Source organism: Streptomyces sp. NPDC050439 (assembly GCF_040655335.1).
GTDB lineage: Bacteria > Actinomycetota > Actinomycetes > Streptomycetales > Streptomycetaceae > Streptomyces.
In genome coordinates this window covers 275642-296857 of sequence record NZ_JBFAJT010000008.1, presented here as the reverse complement: position 1 = coordinate 296857, position 21216 = coordinate 275642, and the positions used below count along the sequence as shown (strand labels likewise).

General features: G+C 70.7%; 17 protein-coding genes, 2 tRNA genes and 1 pseudogene. 10 read left to right on the top strand and 10 right to left on the bottom strand.

All coding sequences use genetic code 11. From position 1 onward, the window contains the following. Positions 1 to 350, bottom strand: a pseudogene (locus tag AB0I66_RS31630) (response regulator receiver protein); the annotation flags it as partial. A 161-nt stretch (positions 351 to 511) separates the two neighbouring features. Between AB0I66_RS31630 and AB0I66_RS31625 the strand changes: the two are divergent. Then, positions 512 to 1546, top strand: coding sequence for a glycoside hydrolase family 6 protein (locus AB0I66_RS31625; protein ID WP_363211385.1), 1035 nt, complete (start codon positions 512 to 514; stop codon positions 1544 to 1546). A 103-nt stretch (positions 1547 to 1649) separates the two neighbouring features. On the opposite strand, the gene AB0I66_RS31620 is transcribed toward AB0I66_RS31625, so the two are convergent. From AB0I66_RS31620 to AB0I66_RS31605, 4 genes are all read right to left on the bottom strand, one after another. Then, positions 1650 to 3590, bottom strand: a complete 1941-nt coding sequence (locus tag AB0I66_RS31620) for a kelch motif-containing protein (RefSeq protein ID WP_363211384.1) — start codon at positions 3588 to 3590, stop codon at positions 1650 to 1652. Next, a complete protein-coding gene (locus tag AB0I66_RS31615) occupies positions 3587 to 5572 on the bottom strand; it encodes a glycosyltransferase family 2 protein (protein ID WP_363211383.1) in 1986 nt (661 codons plus the stop codon). Before AB0I66_RS31615 ends, AB0I66_RS31620 begins: the two co-directional genes overlap by 4 nt. A gap of 302 nt (positions 5573 to 5874) precedes the next feature. Continuing rightward, positions 5875 to 6606 carry a FadR/GntR family transcriptional regulator gene (locus AB0I66_RS31610; protein ID WP_363211382.1) on the bottom strand — a complete coding sequence of 244 codons (732 nt, stop codon included), beginning with the start codon at positions 6604 to 6606 and terminating at the stop codon, positions 5875 to 5877. Positions 6607 to 6684: 78 nt separating this feature from the next. After that, positions 6685 to 6758: transfer RNA gene (locus tag AB0I66_RS31605), tRNA-Lys, on the bottom strand. Positions 6759 to 7002: 244 nt separating this feature from the next. On the opposite strand from AB0I66_RS31605, the gene AB0I66_RS31600 reads away from it, so the two are divergent. From AB0I66_RS31600 to AB0I66_RS31560, 9 genes are all read left to right on the top strand, one after another. Further along, positions 7003 to 8352 carry a peptidoglycan-binding protein gene (locus AB0I66_RS31600; RefSeq protein ID WP_363211381.1) on the top strand — a complete coding sequence of 450 codons (1350 nt, stop codon included), beginning with the start codon at positions 7003 to 7005 and terminating at the stop codon, positions 8350 to 8352. 127 nt (positions 8353 to 8479) lie between these two features. After that, complete coding sequence (locus AB0I66_RS31595) at positions 8480 to 9676, top strand: SPFH domain-containing protein (RefSeq protein ID WP_363211380.1); 1197 nt, start codon at positions 8480 to 8482, stop codon at positions 9674 to 9676. Next, positions 9663 to 10373 carry a nucleoside/nucleotide kinase family protein gene (locus AB0I66_RS31590; protein ID WP_363211379.1) on the top strand — a complete coding sequence of 237 codons (711 nt, stop codon included), beginning with the start codon at positions 9663 to 9665 and terminating at the stop codon, positions 10371 to 10373. Before AB0I66_RS31595 ends, AB0I66_RS31590 begins: the two co-directional genes overlap by 14 nt. A gap of 120 nt (positions 10374 to 10493) precedes the next feature. Then, on the top strand, positions 10494 to 11096 hold the full coding sequence (locus AB0I66_RS31585; RefSeq protein ID WP_363211378.1) for a lytic polysaccharide monooxygenase: 603 nt from the start codon (positions 10494 to 10496) through the stop codon (positions 11094 to 11096). A 130-nt stretch (positions 11097 to 11226) separates the two neighbouring features. After that, positions 11227 to 11712, top strand: a complete 486-nt coding sequence (locus AB0I66_RS31580; RefSeq protein ID WP_363211377.1) for a DUF3592 domain-containing protein — start codon at positions 11227 to 11229, stop codon at positions 11710 to 11712. 46 nt (positions 11713 to 11758) lie between these two features. After that, positions 11759 to 13423 carry a long-chain-fatty-acid--CoA ligase gene (locus tag AB0I66_RS31575; RefSeq protein WP_363211376.1) on the top strand — a complete coding sequence of 555 codons (1665 nt, stop codon included), beginning with the start codon at positions 11759 to 11761 and terminating at the stop codon, positions 13421 to 13423. A gap of 96 nt (positions 13424 to 13519) precedes the next feature. Then, positions 13520 to 14815: a sensor domain-containing protein gene (locus AB0I66_RS31570; RefSeq protein WP_363211375.1), complete on the top strand. Its 1296-nt coding sequence runs from the start codon at positions 13520 to 13522 to the stop codon at positions 14813 to 14815. Further along, complete coding sequence (locus AB0I66_RS31565) at positions 14779 to 15453, top strand: response regulator transcription factor (RefSeq protein WP_363211374.1); 675 nt, start codon at positions 14779 to 14781, stop codon at positions 15451 to 15453. The genes AB0I66_RS31570 and AB0I66_RS31565 overlap by 37 nt, the downstream gene beginning before the upstream one ends. A gap of 51 nt (positions 15454 to 15504) precedes the next feature. Continuing rightward, positions 15505 to 15786, top strand: coding sequence for a hypothetical protein (locus AB0I66_RS31560; RefSeq protein WP_160505209.1), 282 nt, complete (start codon positions 15505 to 15507; stop codon positions 15784 to 15786). On the opposite strand, the gene AB0I66_RS31555 is transcribed toward AB0I66_RS31560, so the two are convergent. The 5 genes from AB0I66_RS31555 to AB0I66_RS31535 form a co-directional block, all read right to left on the bottom strand. Further along, the gene (locus tag AB0I66_RS31555; protein WP_363211373.1) at positions 15761 to 17941 is read right to left on the bottom strand and encodes an MMPL family transporter; all 2181 of its coding nucleotides are present in this window, start codon (positions 17939 to 17941) and stop codon (positions 15761 to 15763) included. The genes AB0I66_RS31560 and AB0I66_RS31555 overlap by 26 nt on opposite strands. A gap of 154 nt (positions 17942 to 18095) precedes the next feature. Next, the gene (locus tag AB0I66_RS31550; RefSeq protein ID WP_363211372.1) at positions 18096 to 18767 is read right to left on the bottom strand and encodes a response regulator transcription factor; all 672 of its coding nucleotides are present in this window, start codon (positions 18765 to 18767) and stop codon (positions 18096 to 18098) included. Further along, the gene (locus tag AB0I66_RS31545) at positions 18700 to 19944 is read right to left on the bottom strand and encodes a histidine kinase (protein WP_363211371.1); all 1245 of its coding nucleotides are present in this window, start codon (positions 19942 to 19944) and stop codon (positions 18700 to 18702) included. The genes AB0I66_RS31550 and AB0I66_RS31545 overlap by 68 nt, the downstream gene beginning before the upstream one ends. A gap of 155 nt (positions 19945 to 20099) precedes the next feature. Continuing rightward, positions 20100 to 20173, bottom strand: a tRNA-Lys gene (locus AB0I66_RS31540). Positions 20174 to 20270: 97 nt separating this feature from the next. Continuing rightward, positions 20271 to 21029: an IclR family transcriptional regulator C-terminal domain-containing protein gene (locus tag AB0I66_RS31535; RefSeq protein ID WP_363211370.1), complete on the bottom strand. Its 759-nt coding sequence runs from the start codon at positions 21027 to 21029 to the stop codon at positions 20271 to 20273. Positions 21030 to 21216: the final 187 nt, after the last annotated feature.

Below are 21216 nucleotides of genomic sequence, written 5' to 3'. Positions count from 1 at the left end.
CCGTGGCCTCGCGCCAGCGCGTTCAACTCCCCCCTGCGGTTGGCGGGTTCGACCTCGGTGCCCCCCCCCGGCGGCCGGGGGCGCCCCGTCCCGAGGCTCTCCACGCAGGGTCCGCCGTTCTGCTGGGCCCCGAGCAGGCCGAGCGCGAGGTCCCGGGGGTGCCCGCCGACGGCGAACGAGGTCGAGCCCGCGGAGTCGAAGATCACGCCGGTGGCGGACGCGTCGAGCAGCTCCACGCAGTGACCCGCGACCCGGCCCAGGTAGAGCTCCGGGTCGAAGTCGTCGTCCAGCGTGTTCGTGGTCTCCACCAGAACCTGGGCCAGCCGTAGTTCAGAGGTGCGATCCCGCATGATCTCCTCCCCAGGAGCTCGGCCCCGCCCACTGCGCCTACCCCCGCGCGCCGAGCTGTAACAGGTCTCCAACAGGTCTCCGCAGCGGGCAGGCGGGCCTCGTGAGCCGGGAGTGCGTATGTCAGGATTGAGAATCGGACAGTGCACCCAAGGGGGAGTGGATGTACCACAAAGGCACCGGCCGCGGTCATCGGATCGCGGGCCGGGGGGTGAAGGCTGCGGCGGCGTTTGCGGGGGCTGCGCTGCTGCTGTCGGGGTGCTCCTCCGATGACGGCTCGGGCAACGAGGAGTCGTCGGGGCAGCCGGTCAAGCAGCAGCCGAAGGGCACCGACCCGTACTGGGTCAACCCCGAGGGCAACGCGGCCAAGCAGGTCACCACGTACGAGAAGGACGGCAAGAAGGACGACGCCGCGCTGATCCGGAAGATCGCCGAGCAGCCGGTCGCCGAGTGGATCATCCCGGAGAACGCGGAGGACCAGGCGCGCGGCTTCACCGAGGCCGCCGAGAAGGCCGACCGGGACGCCCTGTTGGTCCTCTACAACATCCCGCACCGCGACTGCGGCCAGTACTCGCAGGGCGGCGCGGCCGACGGCAACGCGTACCGCGCGTTCATCGACCAGGTCGCCAAGGGCATCGGCGACCGCAGGGCCACGGTCATCCTGGAGCCGGACGCCGTGCTCCACATGGTCGACAACTGCACGCCGGAGGAGTTCCACGAGGAGCGTTACGACCTCCTCAAGGGCGCCATCGGCAAGCTCAAGTCCCTGAAGAACACCAAGGTGTACCTGGACGCGGGCAACGCGGGCTGGAAGAACCCCGACTCGCTCTGGGAGCCCCTGAAGTGGTCGGGCGTCGAGCAGGCCGACGGATTCTCGGTCAACGTCTCGAACTTCCAGACCACCGAGGCCAGCACGGAGTTCGGCAAGAAGCTCTCGGCGAAGATCGGGAACAAGCCGTTCGTCATCGACACCGCGCGCAACGGCAACGGCCCGTACACCAAGGGCAAGGACACGTGGTGCAACCCGCCGGGCCGTGCGCTCGGCGAGGCGCCCACCACCAAGACCGGTGACCCGCTCGTGGACGCGTACCTCTGGATCAAGCGGCCCGGCGAGTCCGACGGCACCTGTCGCGGCGGGCCCAAGGCCGGCCAGTGGTGGCCGGAGTACGCCGCGGGGCTGGCCAAGGCGGCCCAGTAGGGATCTCACGCAAAATGCCGCAGTCGCGTCTGCCAGGTTCTCGGCAGACGCGACTGCGGCTTTTTCGTGGTTGCTCGCGCAGTTCCCCGCGCCCCTTACGGGGCTACGGAATGTGGACCCACTTGGCCTTGCTCGGCGTCCCCTGGTCGTCCGTCACGAAGAGCATGTACCAGCCGGACTCGACCAGGCTCTTCTCCTTCGGGATCGTCACCGTGACGCCGCCCGCGGACTTCTTCAGGTCGAGCGCGACGGACGTCTGGTCGATGTCCGTGACGTGCGTCGACGCGCTCGGCCTGATCAGGCGGGCCGTCTTGATGGACGAGGCGTGCTGGGTCTTGAAGGTGCCCGACCCGCCCCGCCTGATCTCCTCGGGACCGCCGGTGAGCGTGGGCTGCGAACCCTGGTACAGGTACGGCGGGGTGTAGATCTCGATGCGCTGCTCGAACTCTCCGGGCTTGGTGTTCGCCTTGTCGGAGTAGAGCGAGTCGGAGCCGAAGAACATCACGCGGCCGTCGGGCAGCAGGATCGAGCCCGAGTGGTAGTTGCGGCCGACCTCCGGGTCCGCGACCCGCCGCATGTTGCCGGTCTTGGCGTCGTAGATCCGCGCCTGCTTGATGTTCGAGTCACCGCGACCGCGATAGTCCTCGGAGCCGCCCGAGATGAGCACCGTGTCGTCGGGCAGGGTCGAGGCCTGCGGGTAGCGCGTGCCCTTCTCCAGCTCGGGGCCGTCCTCGAACTTCGGGTCGTCCTCCAGGAGGTCGACGATGCGGGTCTTCTTGCTGGACTTCTTGGACTCGCCGACGCCGCCGCCACCGATGACCATGTACTTCTGGTCCTGCGCGGGCGGCAGTTCGACCGTGTTGGACGTCTCCAGGAGATTCGGGTCGCTCATCCCCGGGATCCCCTTCCAGCTGCCCTTCTGCTCCAGGTCCCAGGTGCCGGGCTTGCGGCCGACGTCGTCGGGGCCGTAACCCGCGTTCGAGCCCGAGTAGAAGAGCCTGCCGCTCTGCAGCTGGAACACGGCGGGATAGGTCGGGAACTGGCGGACCTGCTTGGTGTAGGTCCACTTCTTGGTCTTCGGGTCGTACAGCTCGTTCTTGCCCGGGACCAGCTGGCCGATCTCGTCCAGGCCGGAGAGGCTGAGCACCTTGCCGTCCGAGAGCGTGGTCAGCGTGGGGTACCAGCGGGCCTCGTTCATCGGGTCGACCTTGATGTACTTCTCGGCGACCGGGTCGAACTCGAAGGCGTCCTTGATCCCCTGGAAGTCCTTCTTGTCCAGGGCGAGCTTCTGCGCGATGCCGTACGTGTTGCGGGTCGCGGCGCCCTTGAGGCCCTGCACGCGGTAGTTGTCCTGCGTGCCGGTCTCGTGCTTCGTGCCGCTCTGCTGCGCCTCCACGTACACGCGGCCCAGGCCCGGTTCGTTGCGCACGAACGCGCCGGTCTGCTTGTCGAAGACCTTCTTGGCGCGCTCGACGACGACCGGGTCCTTGGAGACGAACGTCTTGCCGTTCTTCTTGCCGGTGAACTTCGTGCCCGCGGGCAGCGTGATCGGCTTGTCCGGGTCCTCGTTGTGCACCACCATCAGGCCACCGGCCTTGGTGATGTCGCCCTTGAGCTTCTCGTAGCGCTGGGTGCCGCCGGCGATGAGCAGATTGCCGTTGGCGAGCTGGGTGTGGCCGGTGCAGAAGAGGTCGACGGGCGTCTTGATCTTCTTGATCGTGTTCTTGACCGGGTCCCACAGGCGGGTGTCGAACTTCTTGGCGTCGAAGTTCTTCTGGTTGTTGCCGGAACCGGCGACCAGGAGGATCTTGCCGGTGTGCAGGAGCGCCGCGTGGATCGTGTTCTGGCGGTACTCCTCGGGGAAGTTCACGACCTGCCAGTGGCCGTTGTCGGCCTTGTACTCCGGCTTGTTGATCTTGTAGTCGTGGTACTTCTCCGAACCCACGCGCCACAGCCACGGGCCGTTCATCCCGGCCAGCGCTATGACCACCGCCGCGCCTATCGCGATGCGGCGGGCGCGGCGGCGGCTGGAGCGGTCCTTCATTTCTTACGTCCCCCAAGGGCGATCTGCATGGTCTGGTCGTTCGCTGCCCAGCTGGGCTTCTGCTGCGGCGCGTGCGGCGCGTGCGGCGGCTGGTGTGCCTGGGGCAGCTCCGCCGTGGTGTCACGCTGCTGCGGCACCGTCGGGTCCCCGCCGCCCGAGGGCGGCCCCGAGGGTCCGGCTCCGTGCCGGGACTTGCGCTTCTTCTTGTCCTGGCGCATGCCCCACCGCCAGGCGAAGATCGGCGCGGCCGTGATCAGCAGGGCGAACGTGGCCCAGATGATCATCGCCGGGTGGACGTGGTCGAACACGAACGCGGCGGCCATCGAGCCGGCGAAGACCAGGATGAAGAACAGGTGGATGCGGAACGTGCCGAACAGGGTGTCCGGGCTCGCCGAGTCGCCCTTGGGGGTCACCACGAACTTGCTCTTGCGGCGCAGCACGGCGTCGAGCAGTGAGCGCGCGTAGACCGGCGCGGAGAGGGCCGACATCACCATGCCCGCGATGCCGCCGGAGCCCTCGGGCTCGTGCGGCGAGACGTTGTGGCGGCGGTTCCAGATGTAGAGGCCGATCTGGAGTGCCGACGCGTTGCCGTACAGCATCAGCCAGATCGTCGGGTCGATGTTCACGCCCGATGCGCCCATGCCGAGGAACAGCGCGCAGGAGAGCGCGGCCAGGATCCAGTTCATGGCGGACATCGGGTAGAAGATGACCATCATCGTGTAGTTGAAGAGGCGGCCGGGCGGCAGCGAGAACGGCGCCTTCCAGAACTGCTTGAGGATGGTCTCGTACGTTCCGCGCGACCACCGCAGCTGCTGCGTGAAGAAGTCCGTCCAGGCGTTGGGGCCCTCACCGACCGCGAGCACGTCCGGGGTGTAGACCGACTTCCACTTCTTGCCGGTGTTCGGGTTGGTGGCCCGGTGGATCTCGAAGCCGGTCGCCATGTCCTCGGTGATCGAGTCGTACAGACCACCGATCTGCTTCAGGGCGCTGATGCGTACGGCGTTGCTCGTGCCGACGAACATGGGGGAGCCGTACGCGTTGCCCGCGCGCTGGATCAGCGCGTGGAAGAGGAACTGCTGGGACTCGGCGGCCTTGGTGATGAAGTTGTCGTAGTTGCCGTAGACCTGCGGGCCGATGACGAAGCCGACGTTCTCGTCGCGGAAGAAGCCGAGCATCCGCTCGAGGTAGTTCGGCATCGGGATGTGGTCGGTGTCGACCGATGCGAAGTAGTCGTAGTCGCCGCCGTGCGCGTCGAGCCAGGCGTTGTAGTTGCCGTGCTTGGTCTTGGCGCGGTGCGGGCCCTTGCTCATGTTCCACTTCGCGATGCCCTTGCGGGAGAAGTGGTGCACGCCGAGCCGCCGGCAGACCTCCTTGACGGCGGGGTCGTCGCCCTCGTCGAGGAGCCAGACGTGCATCAGGCCGCGGTGGCGGATCTTGACCGCCGCCTCCAGCGTCTTCGTCACCATCTCAAGGGGTTCCTTGCCGGGCACGAAGGAGGTGAGGAAGGCGACGCGGGTGCCGGTCTCGGGCACCACGGGTATCGGGTCACGTGCGACGAGCGTGGCGTGCGCGTTCGACAGCACGTTCATGCAGCGGAAGAACTCGATCAGGCCGATGGATATGAGCATGATGACGTCGAGCGTCGGCAGCCAGTCGTTGGCGACGTAGTCGCGCTTCGTCCAGTGCGTCGGCTGCAGCAGCCAGGCGAGCAGCACGAGGGAGAGCAGCGGCGCGGCCCCCAGCATCAGTGCGGCCCTGATCCGGTGCGGCTCCTGCGACAGCAGGGAGCGGTACTGCACCTTGTACGGCTTGGTCGGGTCCGGCTGCGTGAGCGGCCCCGCGAGACGGCTGTAGTGCTCGTAGTCGTATCTCGGCAGGGCCTTCTTGATACGCCTGAACCCGCCCGTGCGGTGCGATGGCACCCTCAGCTGGGTCGTCTCTGACGGGTCGTTCGGCCGGGCGCCCGTCGGCGTCGACGTCATGAGTCATCCCCCCGCACGCGGTCGCCCGCGTGTTCGTTGGTCCTTCCGTCCGGCCAGGTCCCCCGACCTTCACGGACGCATCAGTGGCAGGCCACCGTCCCCTTAGACATGGAACGGCTACCTTCCGGTTGCATGATGCCCCCCTCGGCATCCAATCGTGAAAGGGACCCCCGTCCCTCACCCCGCGGGCCGCGGTCTGCCGGACCCCCCAACTGCCCGGCACCGCCAGCCTCATGAGAGCCAATGGCTCCAGCACAAGGTTCTACGCCCCTAGCCATGATCGCAAGGGCGAAGCAAGGTGTTTACCGGTCATACGAGGGATTCGAGTGACCTGTTGGGACAGGAGCGCTCAATCGCGTTCGAATATTACCGAAGTGTTCCCGTATCGCCCGCTCGGCCCGGAGCACATCGCCGGACCTGACCGCGTCGAGGATCTCCCGGTGCTGGCGGCAGGTGACCTTGGGATCGTGCGGAACGTCGACCAGATCGGTGCGTACCTTGTGGAAGGCGTCCCAGAACGCCTCCAGGACCTCGCCGAGCAGCGGATTGCGCAGGCAGCGGTAGAGAGTGGCGTGAAATGCGCGGTCGGTTTCGGTGTGCACCACGCCCGACCGGCCGTTCTGGCCGTCGCTCTCCGCCGCCTCGGTGTCCATCCGGTCCACGAGGGCGTCGAGTTCGGCCAGATCCACGGCCGGAATGCGACCCGCGAGGCGCGCGATGAGTCCGGTCTCCACGGCCTCCCGCAGCTCGAGGAGCTGGAGCAGGCTGTCCTCGCCGCGGTAGTGGCCGGCCACCGTACGGAAGGTGAGGCCCTCGATCATCGGAGCCATCGACATGGGTCCGACATAGGTGCCGAAACCGTGCCGGATTTCCACGATGCCCATCGCCTGCAGCGCCTTGAGGGCCTCTCGCACGGAGTTCCGACTGACGCCGAGGCGTTCCATCAGTTCGGGCTCGGTGGGCAGAGAGGCGCCCGAGGGCAGCCGCTGGTCGATGATGAGCTTCTTGATCCGCTCCTGAATGTCGCGCGCCATGGCGCAACGGTAGCGGTAACCGCGCCGGTCGCGGCATGACGAAAGCCCCCCGCGTGAACGGAGGGCTTTCGCTGTCTGTGCGCCGCCAGGGACTCGAACCCCGGACCCGCTGATTAAGAGTCAGCTGCTCTAACCAACTGAGCTAGCGGCGCCTGCTGACCTGGAGAACTCTACCGGATGCCGACGGGTGCTCCGGACCATCCGGGGCCCCGCGGGGCGGCCCCGGAGGGGGCCCCGGGGGTGCGCCAGGACGGGAATGCGGGTCCGGTGGGGAGTCCAATGCGGGGTGACTCCATCATTCGGACCGTCAACATGCGATATCACCGCACAGTTGAGAAGCTGACGACTGTGCAGATGCGACGCAGGCATTCTTTCCTGGAGTGTGAGGGGAATCGCATGGAGGGTGCTCCGGTATTCGAGGAATTCGAGCCCGAGAGCGACTGCGACTGCCCCGGATGTATTCACCGGCGACGAGCCATGACCCACGCACTCCCCGTGAGGCACGGCGGCCACCCGGCGGCGCACGGCGCGCGCCGCGCCCTGGTCGTCGCCGCGGCGGCGGGCACCGTGCTCGGCGGCGGCCAGGTCCTGCCGGCGGTGGCGGCACCCGGCGCCGGCCATCACCCGGTGGGACCACCGGGCACGGCTCCGGTGCCCCCGGCGGACGAGGACCCGGGCACCGGGCCGGGCCCCGGCAACCCGCAGGGTGACACGAGCGCGCTGCACGGGGTGCCGGGCAGGCCGGGTTCGCCGGGCCCCTCGGCGTCGGCGGTGCGGAACACGACGCGGGCCCAGATCCTCGCCCGCGCCCAGAAGTGGGTCGCGGCGAAGGTGCCGTACAACATGGGCGCGTACTGGTCCGACGGCTACCGGCAGGACTGCTCGGGCTATGTCTCCATGGCCTGGAATCTCGGCCGCAACGAATGGACGGGCAGCCTCGCCCGGTACGCGGTCCGTATTACGAAGACCCAGCTTCAGCCCGGCGACATCCTTCTCTTCCATAATCCCGCGAACCCCGAGAAGGGGTCGCACGTCACCATTTTCGGTGGCTGGGCGAACGCGGCGCACACGCAATACGTCGCGTACGAACAGACCCGCCCGCACACCCGCAAGCAAACGACTCCCTATGCCTATTGGAGCAATGCGAGCCGCTATCTGGCGTACCGCTACAAAGGGGTCACGGACGGCACCACCCCCGGCGGCGCCGGGCCCGGCACGGGGACGCGTTACCCCGGGGCGGGGTCCTTCGGTCCGGGCGCGAACAACCAGTACGTCACCCAGCTGGGCAAGGCGCTGGTCGCCCGGGGCGGCGCCCGCTTCTACCAGGCGGGTCCCGGCCCGCGCTGGAGTGACGCCGACCGCAGGGCCACGCAGGCCTTCCAGCGGGCGCAGGGCTGGACCGGCGCGGACGCGGACGGCCTGCCGGGCCCCGGGACCTGGTCGTACCTGCTGACGGGCAAGGGCCGGGACATCCCGCGCGCCGCGTCGGGCGGTCCGCAGGGCGGTGCTCCGGCGTATCCCGGCAGCGGGGTGTTCCGGCCCGGACAGTCCAGCCCGTCGGTCGAGCTGCTCGGCAGGCAGCTGGTGAAGAAGGGCTTCGGCAGGCACTACGTGCGGGGTCCGGGCCCGCGGTGGAGCGAGAGCGACCGCCGCAACGTCGAGGCGTTCCAGCGGGCGCAGGGCTGGCGGGGCGCGGCAGCGGACGGCTACCCGGGCCCCGAGACCTGGCGGCGGCTGTTCGCATGAGCCACACGAGTCCCATGAGCCACACGAGTCCCATGAGGGCGGCGGCGAGCCCGGTCCGCCTGAGACGCGGGCAGGAATGTGACCGGGTCACGTATGAGATCGAGGCACGTATGAGCCGGAGGCAAGGATGAGTGCGACAGCGGCATCACGGTCACAGACCCCGCAGCCCGAGGAGCCGCAGACCGCCGGCGCCCCGGACACGACCGCCCGCTCCCCGCGTCTGATCCACAGCGAGGCCACCACCGAGATCCCCATTCATCTGCTCTTCCGCGACGACCCCGCCGACCCCGGGGTGCCCCTGGCGCCCGCCGTGGTGCGGCGCCGCCAGGGAACAGGCGAGCAACCGCGCGCCAACCGGCGGCCCCCGGTCCCGGCATCGGCATCGGCGGCGCGGCCCCTGCCTGTGGTCGACCCCGACCTCGGCGAGCGGTCCGCGCGCGTGCTCCCCGGGACGGTCGGGGTGCTCGGCGGCACCGCGGGAGCCGCCGGATGCGCGGCCGCGCTGTGGTGGGCGGGAGTGCTCCCCGAACCGGTGGCGCGGGCGGCCGGACTGTTCGGGGTGGAGGGGACCGGCGGTCACGACGCGTACGCCGGGCTCGGCCTCGCGCAGTGGGCCTCGCTCGCCGGGTCGGGCGCCCTCGCGCTGTTCGGGTTCGGCGGCCTCGCGCGGGGCCGGGTCGGCACGGCGTGGGTGCTCACCCTCTTCGGGCGGTACCGCGGCAGCGTCCGCCGCACCGGACTGATGTGGGTCAACCCGCTCCTCCTGCGCCGCCGCGTCGACGTACGGCTGCGGCACTGGCGCAGCGAGCCGATGCCCGCGGTGGACCGGGGCGGGGTCGCGCTGCGGGTCGTCGTCCTCGTCGTGTGGCGGGTCAAGGACGCGGCGCGGGCGACGCTCGGCGTCGCCGACCACCAGGAGTATCTGCGTGAGTGCGTCGAGGCGGCGACGGCCCGCGTCCTGTCGCGGCTGCCCGCCGACGCCTTCCACGACGACACCGCGACCCTGCGCGACGCGGACGCGGTGGGCGACGCGCTGACCCGGATGCTCGTGGCCGAGGCCGAGCCGGTCGGCATCGAGATCTTCTCGGCCCAGCCGACCCGCATCGAGTACGCCCCCGAGATCGCCGACACCATGCGTCTGCGCCGGGTGGCCGCCCTGGACGCACGGCACCGCGACAGCGTGCTCACCTCGGTGGTGGACTCCGTCGAGGACACGGTGACCCGGCTGACCACCCGCGGGATCGTCGAGCTCGACGACTACGAGCGCAAGGCCTTGGTCAAGGACCTCACGGTGGCGTTCTATACGGGGCATGGAGACCGCTGACCCCACCCCCACCGCCGACCCCACCCCCACCGCCGACCCCGACCCCGCCCCCGCCCCCACGCTCCCGGCCCTGGCCAGGGCCGCCCGGCAGCTGATCGCGGGCCGGCCCCGCACCCTCCTCGGGATCGCGGGGCCGCCGGGCGCCGGCAAGTCGACGTTCGCGCGGGCGCTGGTGGAGGAGATCGGCGAGGGCGCCGCGTATCTCCCGCTCGACGGGTTCCACCTCTCGAACGACCAGCTGGAGCGCCTCTCCCTCACGTCCCGCAAGGGTTCGGAGCCGAGCTTCGACGTCCGGGGGTACGTCGCGCTCCTCACCCGGGTTCTCGACGACACGGGCCACGACATCTACGTACCCGATTACGACCGCACCCTCCACGAGCCGGTGGCCGCCCGGCATCGCGTCCCGCCGACCGCCCGGATCGTGGTCACCGAGGGGAACTATCTGGCCTGCGATCTGCCCGGCTGGCGCGAGGCGCGGGAGCTGATGGGGGAGTGCTGGTACGTGGCCGCACCTGCGGAGGTTCGTCAACAGCGCCTTATCGAGAGGCAGTTGGCGGGCGGACGGACGGCCGACGGGGCGGCCGCGTGGGTGGCGACGAACGACGGACCCAACGGTGATCTAGTCGAGAAGTCGCGTCACCGCTGCGATCGGATCGTCTCCACTATTGGTATGGACATGTTCAACTACCGCCCATAATCTGGGCTTGGTCTAGACCGCAGTACTCACTGCATTCACTGCGCCCCGCACCCGCGGCGGCGCGGTGCCGCGGCGCGCGCACGGCTCACGGAACCCCCACGTTTCCCCTGGAGCGGCAGCATGCGAAACAAGAAGATGTACGCGGCCATGCTCGGCGCCACCACGGTCGGGGCCCTCGCGCTCTCGTCCGGTGGCGCGAGCGGTCACGGCTACACCGACCTGCCGGCCAGCCGCCAGATCAACTGTGCCAACGGCACGGTGAGCGGCTGTGGTTCCATCCAGTACGAACCCCAGAGCGTCGAGGGCCCCAAGGGCTTCCCGGCGTCCGGTCCCGCCGACGGCAAGATCTGCTCGGCGGGCGTCGGCGGCTTCGACTCGCTCAACCAGCCGAAGGCGCCGGGCGGCGGAGCCTGGCCGACGACCAGTGTCAGCGCAGGACAGAACTACAGCTTCCGCTGGCAGTTCACGGCACGCCACCGCACCACCGACTTCAAGTACTACATAACCAAGCAGGGCTGGGACGAGAGCAAGCCGGTCACGCGGGCCGCCCTCGAGACGACCCCGTTCCTCAACGTCCCCTACAACGGCCAGCAGCCGCCGGCCACGCTCTCGCACTCCGGGACGATCCCCGGCGGCAGAAGCGGACACCATGTGATCGTCGCGGTGTGGACGGTCCACGACACGGCGAACGCGTTCTACGCCTGCTCCGACGTCAAGTTCTGAGCAGGGCTTGAGGCTCCACGGCACTCCCCACGGGTAAGTTCTGCGCACGCCGTCCAAGACCAGGGCGGCGTGCGCGGGGCAGTACCGGCAACAACCATCGGGGGATGCAGTGGAGTTCTTTTTCTATGCCGTGCCGATTCTGATGGGCGCCGGCGTGATCGCGATGGCGGTCGCGGTGATCAATCGCCATCTGCGGTTGCGTGAGGCATGGGCAAGCGGCCTGACGGCGGAGGGGCGCTGTCTGCGCACGTACACGACGACGAGCCACCATGGCGACTCGCATCACATCAGGACCACGCTCCACCACGTCTACGAGTTCACCCCGCCGGGGGGCCGTCCCGTCCGGTTCGAGGAGCAGGACGGTCCCGGGACGATCATCGAGGGCGACTTCGTCGCCGTGTACTACGCGGCCGACCGTCCGGAGGCGGCGACGGTGCAGGCGCCGGATCCCGCCAGGAGTGCGGCGTCCCTGATCGGTGTGCTCTGCTTCTTCGGCGTCATGCTCGCCTTCCTCGTCTTCTTCATGGTGACGGCGAACGACATGTTCGACGCCTCCGAATCGTTCGACTGGGACCCGACGGAGTCGGGCGACGAGGTCGGCCAGGAGTGGCCGTAACCGGCCCTCTCCCTATCTGACGATGCATCAATTATGGTGCGCGGCCATGGAGTCCACCGGGAGGACCGTCGCGGAGCTCGTGCAGGCGCGCTGGGGCGACCACCGCACCGGCCTGCGCTTCGAACAGCAGGAGCTCACGCACCACCAGGTCGCGGCAGGCGCGGCGGCGCGAGCGGCGCTCCTCGCCGACCTGCTGCCCAGAGGAGCCGAGCCGCACGTCGGCGTCCTGCTCGACAACACCCCCGAGTACCCCCTGTGGCTGAGCGCGGCGGCGCTCGCGGGCGCGGCGGTGGCAGGCATCAACCCCACGCGCAGGGGCGCGGAACTGGCCCGCGACATCGTGCACACCGACTGCCGGGTCCTGATCACGGAACGGGCGCACCTCCCGCTCCTCGACGGACTGCAACTCCCGGGCGTCCGCCTCCTGGTGACCGACACGGAGGCGTACGGGGAGCTGCTGGCCCCCTATGCGGACGCGTGCCCGGAGGTGTCGCGGGCGGCGACCCCGTCGAGCCGGATGCTGCTCTACTTCACCTCCGGGTCGACGGGTGCGCCCAAGGCCGCGATCTGCACCCAGGGGCGCCTGGTGGCGGCGGGCCGGTCGCTCGTCGACCACTTCGGACTCGGGCCCGACGGGGTCCACTACATCTGCATGCCCATGTTCCACGGCAACGCGGTGATCGCGGACTGGGCGCCCGCGCTTGCGGGCGGGGCGGGGGTGGCGCTGCGGCGGCGCTTCTCGGCGTCGGCGTTCCTGGACGACGTACGGGCGTACGGGGCGACGTACTTCACCTACGTGGGCCGGGCGGTGCAGTACCTCCTTGCGACTCCCGAGCGCCCCGACGACACGGAGAACCCGCTCCTCATGGGGTTCGGCACGGAGGCCGGGGCGGTGGACGCGGGGCGGTTCGAGAAGCGGTTCGGTGTGCGGCTGGTGGAGGGTTATGGCTCCTCGGAGGGCGGCGCGGCGATCCAGCGGGTGCCGGGGACTCCGTCCGGGGCGATCGGGCGGGCGGCGCCGGGGGACGAGCTCGCGGTGGTGGACGCCGGTACGCGTGAGGAGTGCCCGCCCGCCGTGTTCGCCGCGGACGGACGGCTGCTGAACGGCGAGGCGGCGATAGGGGAGCTGGTCAACAAGGGGCGCTCGCCCTTCGAGGGGTACTGGCGCAACGCGGAGGCGGACGCGGCGCGGCTCCGGGACGGCTGGTACTGGACGGGGGACCTCTTCTACCGCGACGCGGAGGGATTCCTCTACTTCGCGGGGCGCACGGACGACAGGCTCCGCGTGGACAGCGAGAACCTGGCGGCGGCGATGATCGAGAACATCCTCGCGCGCTGGGAGGCGGCTGCGGCGGTCGCCGTGTACGCGGTGCCTGACCCGGTTTCGGGGGATCAGGTGATGGCGGCCGTCGCCCCGCGGCCGGGGGCGGACTTCGATCCGCTGGCCTTCGCCGAGTTCCTCCTTGCGCAGGGCGACTTGGGAACGAAGATGGCGCCGCGTTTCGTACGGGTGGTGGAGCGGATGCCGGTCACCGCGACCAACAAGGTCGCGCGGGCCGCCTTGCGGGGGGAGGGGTTTCGCTGCGGGGACCCCGTGTGGTGGCGCCCCGACCCCGGGACGGGTGCCTACCACCGCCTGGTGCCATCGGCCCTGGTCGAACTCCTTGCCCAGTACCGGGTTCAGGGCAGGGAGGGGCTGCTGCCGGTCTGATCCGCAGCCTTGCCCCTGGACGAACAGGCCTTCCCGCCCACCCACCCGACACCCCGCAGCGAACTACCTTCGCCGAAGAGCCAATACCGTGGCCCCATGACCGGGGAGAGCGTGTGGGCGGGGATGCGGGGGCGGGCGTATCTGAGGAGCAGTGCGCCCTGGAGGGGTGTCGCGTACCTGCTGGGGGGTGTGCTGCTCGGGGTCCTGGTCCTCCTCGGCGGGGTTCTCGGCCTCACCCTCGGACTTGCCCTCGCCCTCGTCCTCGTGGGCATCCCCCTCCTCCCCCTCCTGGCCTTCGCCGGCATCCCCATCGCCGCACTCGAACGCCGCCGCGCACGCCTCGTCGACCCCGCACCCCCGCCCGCCACCCCGCACCGGACCCCCGAAGCCCCCGGCATCCCCGCCTGGTTCAAGCTGCGCGTCAAGGAGCAGGCCACCTGGCGTGAGCTCGCGTACGCCGTGCTGCTCGCCCTCGTGCTGTGGCCGCTCGACCTTCTGGCCCTCGTCTGCACCATCGGCGCCCCCGCCCTCCTCGTCGCCGCCCCCGCCCAACTCGCCCTGGACGGCGGCGAGATCCGCGCCGCCAAGCTCTGGCTGGTCAGCGACTACCCGCACGCCTTCGCCCTGGCGCTGCTCGGGCTCGTACTCCTCGTGCCGCTGCTCTACCCCCTCGGTGCCTACGCCTCCGCCCGCGCCGCGCTCGCCCGCCTCCTCCTCGCGCCCCGCGAGGCCGAGCTGGCCACCCAGCTGGAGCAGGTGACCCGCTCCCGGGCCCGCCTCGTCGACGCCTTCGAGGCCGAACGGCGGCGGATCGAGCGGGACTTGCACGACGGCGCCCAGCAGCGGCTCGTCGCGCTGACCATGACCCTGGGCCTCGCCAGGCTCGACGCCGCTCCCGGCAGCCCCCTCGCGGCCCAGCTCGCCACGGCCCACGACGAGGCGGGCCACGTGCTCACCGAACTGCGCGAACTCATCCGCGGCATCCACCCCCAGGTCCTCGCCGACTACGGCCTCGCCGCCGCCATCGAGGACGCCGCCGACCGCTCCCCGGTCCCCGTCGACACCGACCTGGAACTGCCCCGCCTCCCCGAACCCGTCGAATCCGCCGGGTACTTCGCCACCCGCGAGGCCCTCACCAACGTCGCCCGCCACAGCAACGCGCACCGCGCGCACATCAGGGCCCGTCACGAAGGGGAGGCGCTCCGCATCGACGTGCGCGACGAGGGTGACGGGGGCGCGGACCCCGCCCGAGGCACTGGCCTGACCGGCCTGGCGGACCGGATCGCGGTGCTCGATGGCACACTGACGGTCACCAGCCCGCCGGGCGGGCCGACCGTACTGTCCGTGGAGATCCCGTGCCGAGCCCAGCACCCGACCAGCGCCCAGCGCTGAGAATCGTCGTCGCCGAGGACAGCGTGCTGCTGCGCGAAGGACTCGTCGGCCTGCTCACCCGCTTCGGCCACGAGGTGCCCGCCGCGCTCGGTGACGCGGAAGGGCTGAGCGCCGCCGTCGACGCGCACGAACCGGACCTCGTCCTCACCGACGTCCGCATGCCGCCCGGCTTCAAGGACGAGGGGCTGCGTGCCGCCCTCGCCCTGCGCGCGCGTCGGCCGAAGCTGCCGGTGCTCGTGCTCAGCCAGTACGTGCAACGCTCGTACGCCGCCGAGCTCCTGGACACCGGGGACGGCACCGGCGTCGGCTATCTGCTCAAGGACCGGGTGGGGCAGGTCGAGCAGTTCGCCGACGCGGTGGCGCGGGTCGCGGACGGTGGCACGGTCGTGGACCCGGAGGTCGTACGGCAGCTGATCAGGCGCCGCCGCGACCCCCTCGAACAGCTCACGCCGCGCGAGCGCGAGGTGCTCGGCCTGGTGGCCGAGGGAAGGTCGAACGCGTCGATCGCCGCCGAACTCGTCGTCAGCGAGGCCGCGGTGGGCAAACACATCGGCAACATCCTCGGCAAACTGGACCTGCCGCCGGGCGACGGAACGCACCGCAGGGTCCTCGCGGTCCTGGCGTACCTGCGGGCCTGAGCCGGGAAAGCGTGCACAGGCCACCGGTCAGGTCCATTACGATCCTGAACCATGAGCACGTCAGACCAGATACGGGCCGGCCTCACGCCGCGCCAGGCACGGCGCATACGGATCGCCGCGGCCTCGGTGCTGATGGCCGCGGCGGCCGTGGTGCTCGCCGTACGTCTGGCGAGCCGGTCGTCCGTCCTGGTCGTGGGGGTGTACGGGCTGCTGCTCGTGCTCTGCGGCCTGGTGATCGAACTCAGCAGGCGCGGCAGGACCCGGCTCGGCAGCTATCTCCTGGCCGTCGGCCTGGTGGCCGCCCTGGTCATGGACTGGGTGGTACTTGCCTGACCCCCCGGCCGACCGGCACGGGGCCGGCGGACGGCGCCTCCTCGCGCAGCCCGTACCGCTGATGGAGCTTCCGCATCCGCCGCGGCGCCCACCAGGCGCGGCGGCCGAGCAGCGTCATCGTCGCCGGTACGAGGAACATCCGTACCAGGGTCGCGTCGATGAGCACCGCGAGCGTCAGGCCGAGCCCGATCTGCAGGATCGGTGAGAAGCCGCCGGTCATGAAGCCGCCGAAGACGATCGCGAGCAGCAGGGCCGCACAGCTGACGACACGGCCCGAGCGGCGCAGACCTTCTACGGTGGCGGCGCGGTGGTCGCCGGTCTCCAGCCACGCCTCCCGCATCCGGGACAGGATGAACAGCTCGTAGTCCATCGCGAGCCCGAACGCGATCGCGATGATCAATGGCGGCGCGGTAAGGCTCAGCGCCCCGAGCCCTTCGCCGCCGAGCATCCCGGCGAAGTGCCCGTCCTGGAACACCCACACCACGACGCCGAGGGCGGCACCCAGGCTGAGGAGGGTGGTGGCGAGCGTACGCAGCGGCAGCAGGAGTGATCCCGTGAAGGCGAAGAGCAGGGCGAACAGGGCGGCCAGGACGGTGAGTACGGCCCAGGGGGCGCGCTCGGCGAGCATCGAGCGGAAGTCGACGAGGCTCGCGGCGTTGCCGGTGACCTGGATCGGTTCGTCGCCCCGCAGGTCGCGGACCTGGTCCACGAGCCGCGTGGCGGTGGGGCCGTCGACCGATCCTGCCGGGGTCAGTTCGAGCAGGACCGTGCCGTCGGAGAGCCGTTCGCGGTCGGCCGCCCTGATGCCGGGCAGGGCCCGGATCTTGTCCTCGCAGTCGGGGTCGGCGCCGGCCGCGATGAGCACCTGGACGGGGTCGGTGTCCGTCCCCGCCGGGTAGTGCTCGCGCACGCTCTCGTACAGCTGCCGGGCCTCGGTGTCGTGCGGGAGCTGCCGTGCGTCGCCGATGTTGATCCGCATCCCGAGGGCGGGCAGGGCGAGGAAGGTGAGGACGGCCACGACGGTGGCGGTCACGGCCACCGGGCGCCGGGCGGAGAAGAGGGCGAGGCGGGCGAAGAAGGCGCCGGGCTCGGGTGCGGCTCCCGCGTTGCCGGCGCGTCGCCAAGTCAGCTGCCGAGTGCGGGATTTCCCGTTCGAGGGGGCGATCTTCTTGCCGAACAGGGCGAGCAGCGCGGGCAGCAGCGTGAGCGCCGCCAGCATGTCGACCACGACCACCGCGCCGGCCGCGAGGCCCATGCTGCGCAGGAAGGGGCTGGGGAACCAGACGAGCCCCGACAGGCAGATCGCCACCGTCAGACCGGAGAAGAGGACGGTGCGCCCGGCGCGGGCGACGGTCGCGTGCACGGCCCGCGCCACGTCATCCGTCTTCCCCCGCTCCTCGCGGAAGCGGATCACCATGAGGAGCGCGTAGTCGACGGCGAGGCCGAGGCCGAGCATGGTGACGATCTGGACGGCGTAGACGGAGATCTCGGTGAACTGGCTGAAGCCGTAAAGGGTCAGGAAGGCACCGGCCACGCCGCTCACGGTGACAAGGAGGGGGAGCCCGGCGGCCCGCAGCCCACCGAAGATGAGCAGAAGCACGATCAGTACGGCGGGCAGGGTGATCAACTCAGCTTGGGCGACGTCCTCCTGGGCCCTGCCGCCCATCTGCTCGCCGAGCAGCGGCCCGCCGCTCACCGCGACGTCACCGGCGGTGATCTCACGGAGCCGGTCGGCCGCGTCACCGACGGCCTCCTCCTCGGCGTCGTCGTCGAGGCCACCCTTGAGCACGACGGGAACGAGCAGGGCCTTCCCGTCTTCGGCGACCAGACCGCGGGTGGTGTACGGATCCGGCACCCGGGCGATGCCAGGCTGCTTTCGTACGTCGGCCACCGCGTCGCCCACCTGGGCGCGGATCTGCGGGGTGTCGACGGAGGGAGCGGCCACGACGGCGTTGAAGTCGTCGCCGTCCGGGGTCAGTTCGGCGAGGCGCTCCGTCGCGACGACCGACTCGCTGCCCGGCACGTCCTCCACCGAGGAGGTCAGGTCACCGAAGACCCGGGTGCCGAAGCCCAGGCCGATGACAAGAAGCAGAAGCCAGACGAGGACGACGGTACGGGGGCGACGGGTCGCGGTACGGGCGAGGGCGGCCAGCATGGCTCTGCCTCCTCCAAGAACGGGGTCCGGGAACACCCCTCAGAGTCACCGTCGGCCGCACGCGGCGGATCGCCGCACCGGGCGGTCTTGCCGCCTCCCTCGGGCGGGTGAGGTCTCCGCCGGACGGGGGAGGAGGCAGCCGCTCAAGCAGGCCCTATCCCCCCGGCACCACCAGCCCCGTCTCGTACGCGCAGATCACCGCCTGGACCCGGTCCCGCAGTGCCAGCTTTGAGAGGACGTTGCTGACGTGCGTTTTTACCGTGTGCTCGCTGACGACGAACGATGCCGCTATCTCCGCGTTGGACAGGCCCCGGGCCAGCAGTCGCAGTGTCTCCTCCTCGCGGGCCGTGAGCACCGCCAGGCGTTCGGCAGGGGAAACGGGGGGCGCGTCGGCGTCCGTGCGGCGGCGTCGGACCACGTCCGCCACCAGGCGTCGCGTCACCGAGGGCGCGAGCAGGGAGTCCCCGGCCGCGACGACCCGCACCGCGTGCACCAGGTCGTCCCTGCGGACGTCCTTGAGCAGGAATCCGCTGGCCCCCGCGTACAGCGCCTCGTACACGTACTCGTCGAGGTCGAACGTGGTGAGCATGACGACCCGGCAGCTGGACTGCGCGCACACCAGGCGGGCCGCCTCGATACCGTCCATCCCCGGCATCCGGATGTCCAGGAGGATGACGTCGGGGGAGTGCAGGCGCACCGCCGCCACCGCCTCCGCGCCGTCACCGGCCTCCGCCACCACCTCGATGTCGGGCTGCGCCTCAAGGATCATGGAGAAGCCGCTGCGCACCAGCTCCTGATCGTCTGCCACGGCCACCCGGATGCTCATGCCCCAAGGATGCCGTGGGCAGCCGCGCGGCGACACGGAATCCACCATCGGGCCCGTCGCCGGCCTCGGCCATGCCCCCACAGGCGGCGGCGCGTTCCCGGATACCCAGCAGGCCGTGCCCCGCGCCCGCGCCCTCCGAAGCGCGTAGCCCGGCCCCGTCGTCGTGGATGCGCAGGAACAACTCGGCGGCAGACCAACACAGTTCGACCGCCACGACACTCGCTCCCGCGTGCTTCACGCAGTTCGTCAGCGCCTCCTGGACTATGCGGTACGCGGCCACCTCTACGTCGGGTGGCAGGGAGCGACGAGGCCCGCCGGTCTCCGTCAACTCGACCCGCAGGCCGGTCTGTTCCACCAGCGCGGCCAGCTCCGGGAGCGCCGCCAGCGTCGGCTGCGGGACGCGCGCCCCGCCACCCGGGGCCGACGTCTCCCGCAGCACGCCCAGGATCCGCCGCAACTGCACCATCGCGTCGCGCCCCGCCCCCGCGATCGCGTCGAACGCCCCCACCGCGCGGTCCGGATCGCTGCGGACCACCACCGGGCCCGCCTCCGCCTGGACGACCATCAGACTCACCGCGTGGGCGAGGATGTCGTGCATGTCGCGGGCGATCCTGGCCCGCTCCTGACCCACCGCCCGCGCCGTCTCGGCGGCGCGCTCCCGTTCCAGACGCCGGGCCCGCTCCTCCAGGGCCGCGGTGTACGCGCGCTGCACACGCGCGAAGGACCCGAGGGCGTACGCGCTGATGAGGCTGAGCAGGTGGAAGGGGTACTCGTACGGCTCGGCGTGTTCCTTGAAGGTCATCGTGACGGCGGCACCCGCCAGCCACCCGGCGAGCATGATGCGCCGCTGCAGCGGTGTGCTCAGGGCGGCCACGGTGTAGAGGGCGACCATGCCGCCGATGCAGACGTCGGGCGGCGGCCGGTGGTACAGCGCCATGGCGGGCGTGAAGACGGCAATCACGCTCGCGCAGATCATGGGCGCGCGCCGCCGCCAGATCAGCGGCAGCGCGGTGCCCGCGCCGAGCGCGAACCCGGCCGCGCTGAGCGGATCGCCGCCCTCGTCCGGGAAGAGGAACTGGAGCGAGACGGCGAAGAGCACCAGGGCGGCGAGCGCGGTGTCGACGACGTAGGGGTGGGCGGTGCGCAGCCGGGACAGCGCGGGGAAGGGACCGTGCATGGGGCGGCTCCTCGGGGCAGGAGGGCCGTGCCAGTATCGCGGGGCCCCGGGGGCGATGTCCTCACCGGTACGAGGGATATGCGCGGGAGCGCCCGCCCGGATCTTCCGCGGAACGAAAGAAGCCCCCCGCTTCCGCGAGAGGCTTCTTTCTGTCGTGCGCCGTCAGGGACTCGAACCCCGGACCCGCTGATTAAGAGTCAGCTGCTCTAACCAACTGAGCTAACGGCGCCTACTGACTCGAAAATAATACCTGGTCCAGGAGGGTGCTCAGGACCGCGCCCGCGTCCGACCGGGCGTCCGCCCCCGCACCGCCCCCGCACCGCCCCCTAGATCGCCAGCGAGAGCAGCACCGGCGCCGCCCTGCGATTGAGCGTCCGGGCCGCCTCCCGGAGCCGGTGGGCATGCTCCACCGGGAGGGACAGCGCCAGGCAGCCGACCGCCGAGCCCGCGGTGATGGGGACGGCGGCGCAGACCGTGCCGACCGCGTACTCCTGGAGGTCCAGGACCGGGACCGTGGCGGGCTGGGCGGCGAGGCTGTTCAACAGGACCCGCTCGTTCGTGATCGTCCGCGAGGTGAGGCGGGCCATCTTGTGGCGGGAGAGGTGGTCCCTGCGGCCGTTCAGGTCGAGCTGGGTCAGCAGGCTCTTGCCGACCGCGCTGGCGTGCGCGGAGGAACGGAAGTCCACCCACTCGTTGACCTTGGGGGTGCGGGGGCCGTCCGCGAAGTCGGTGATCTTGATTTCGCCGTCCTCGTACCGGCTGATGTAGACGGCCGCGCCGATCGAGTCGCGCAGCTCGTCGAGGGTGTCCTTGAGCTTGTCCCGCAGGGCCTGCTCGCGGCGGTGGGCCGAACCGAGGCGGGCGAGGGACGCGCCGGTGACGTACGCACCGTCGGCGACCTGCTCGACGTACGCCTCGCGGCGCAGCATGCGCAGGAGGGCGGCGAGCTGGGGAGCGGGCAGTTTGGTCTGGCGGGCGAGCTCGGCGTCGGTGACGCCGGCGTTGTGCCGGGCGACGATCTCGAGCACGCGCAGCGCGCTCTGCACCGAGTGCTGCGGCGTGGTCGGCTCGTGCTTCAGCGCCACGGCTTCCCCCTGCGTGCAACGGTTCCGGACAGCTGGGCTTCGTCCACGATAGCGGCCAAGAGGTGGATATGGAGCGGCTGTTGGGGACATTGGTGGCGCGTTCCGGCACCGTCAGCAGGAACGCGCCACCCTGGCATATGCCAGCGTCATCACCCAAGGCCATAGCCTGCGCAATTGTGGTGCGGGG

Bases quoted from the DNA above. Each gene is read 5' to 3' on its own strand.
- AB0I66_RS31560 (WP_160505209.1), top strand. From the start codon at position 15,505: ATGAGCACGTCAGACCAGATACGGGCCGGCCTCACGCCGCGCCAGGCA.
- AB0I66_RS31550 (WP_363211372.1), bottom strand. From the start codon at position 18,767: ATGAGCATCCGGGTGGCCGTGGCAGACGATCAGGAGCTGGTGCGCAGC.
- AB0I66_RS31545 (WP_363211371.1), bottom strand. From the start codon at position 19,944: ATGCACGGTCCCTTCCCCGCGCTGTCCCGGCTGCGCACCGCCCACCCC.
- AB0I66_RS31625 (WP_363211385.1), top strand. From the start codon at position 512: ATGTACCACAAAGGCACCGGCCGCGGTCATCGGATCGCGGGCCGGGGG.
- AB0I66_RS31590 (WP_363211379.1), top strand. From the start codon at position 9,663: ATGGAGACCGCTGACCCCACCCCCACCGCCGACCCCACCCCCACCGCC.
- AB0I66_RS31600 (WP_363211381.1), top strand. From the start codon at position 7,003: ATGGAGGGTGCTCCGGTATTCGAGGAATTCGAGCCCGAGAGCGACTGC.
- AB0I66_RS31610 (WP_363211382.1), bottom strand. From the start codon at position 6,606: ATGGCGCGCGACATTCAGGAGCGGATCAAGAAGCTCATCATCGACCAG.
- AB0I66_RS31620 (WP_363211384.1), bottom strand. From the start codon at position 3,590: ATGAAGGACCGCTCCAGCCGCCGCCGCGCCCGCCGCATCGCGATAGGC.
- AB0I66_RS31585 (WP_363211378.1), top strand. From the start codon at position 10,494: ATGCGAAACAAGAAGATGTACGCGGCCATGCTCGGCGCCACCACGGTC.
- AB0I66_RS31575 (WP_363211376.1), top strand. From the start codon at position 11,759: ATGGAGTCCACCGGGAGGACCGTCGCGGAGCTCGTGCAGGCGCGCTGG.
- AB0I66_RS31615 (WP_363211383.1), bottom strand. From the start codon at position 5,572: ATGACGTCGACGCCGACGGGCGCCCGGCCGAACGACCCGTCAGAGACG.
- AB0I66_RS31570 (WP_363211375.1), top strand. From the start codon at position 13,520: ATGACCGGGGAGAGCGTGTGGGCGGGGATGCGGGGGCGGGCGTATCTG.
- AB0I66_RS31595 (WP_363211380.1), top strand. From the start codon at position 8,480: ATGAGTGCGACAGCGGCATCACGGTCACAGACCCCGCAGCCCGAGGAG.
- AB0I66_RS31555 (WP_363211373.1), bottom strand. From the start codon at position 17,941: ATGCTGGCCGCCCTCGCCCGTACCGCGACCCGTCGCCCCCGTACCGTC.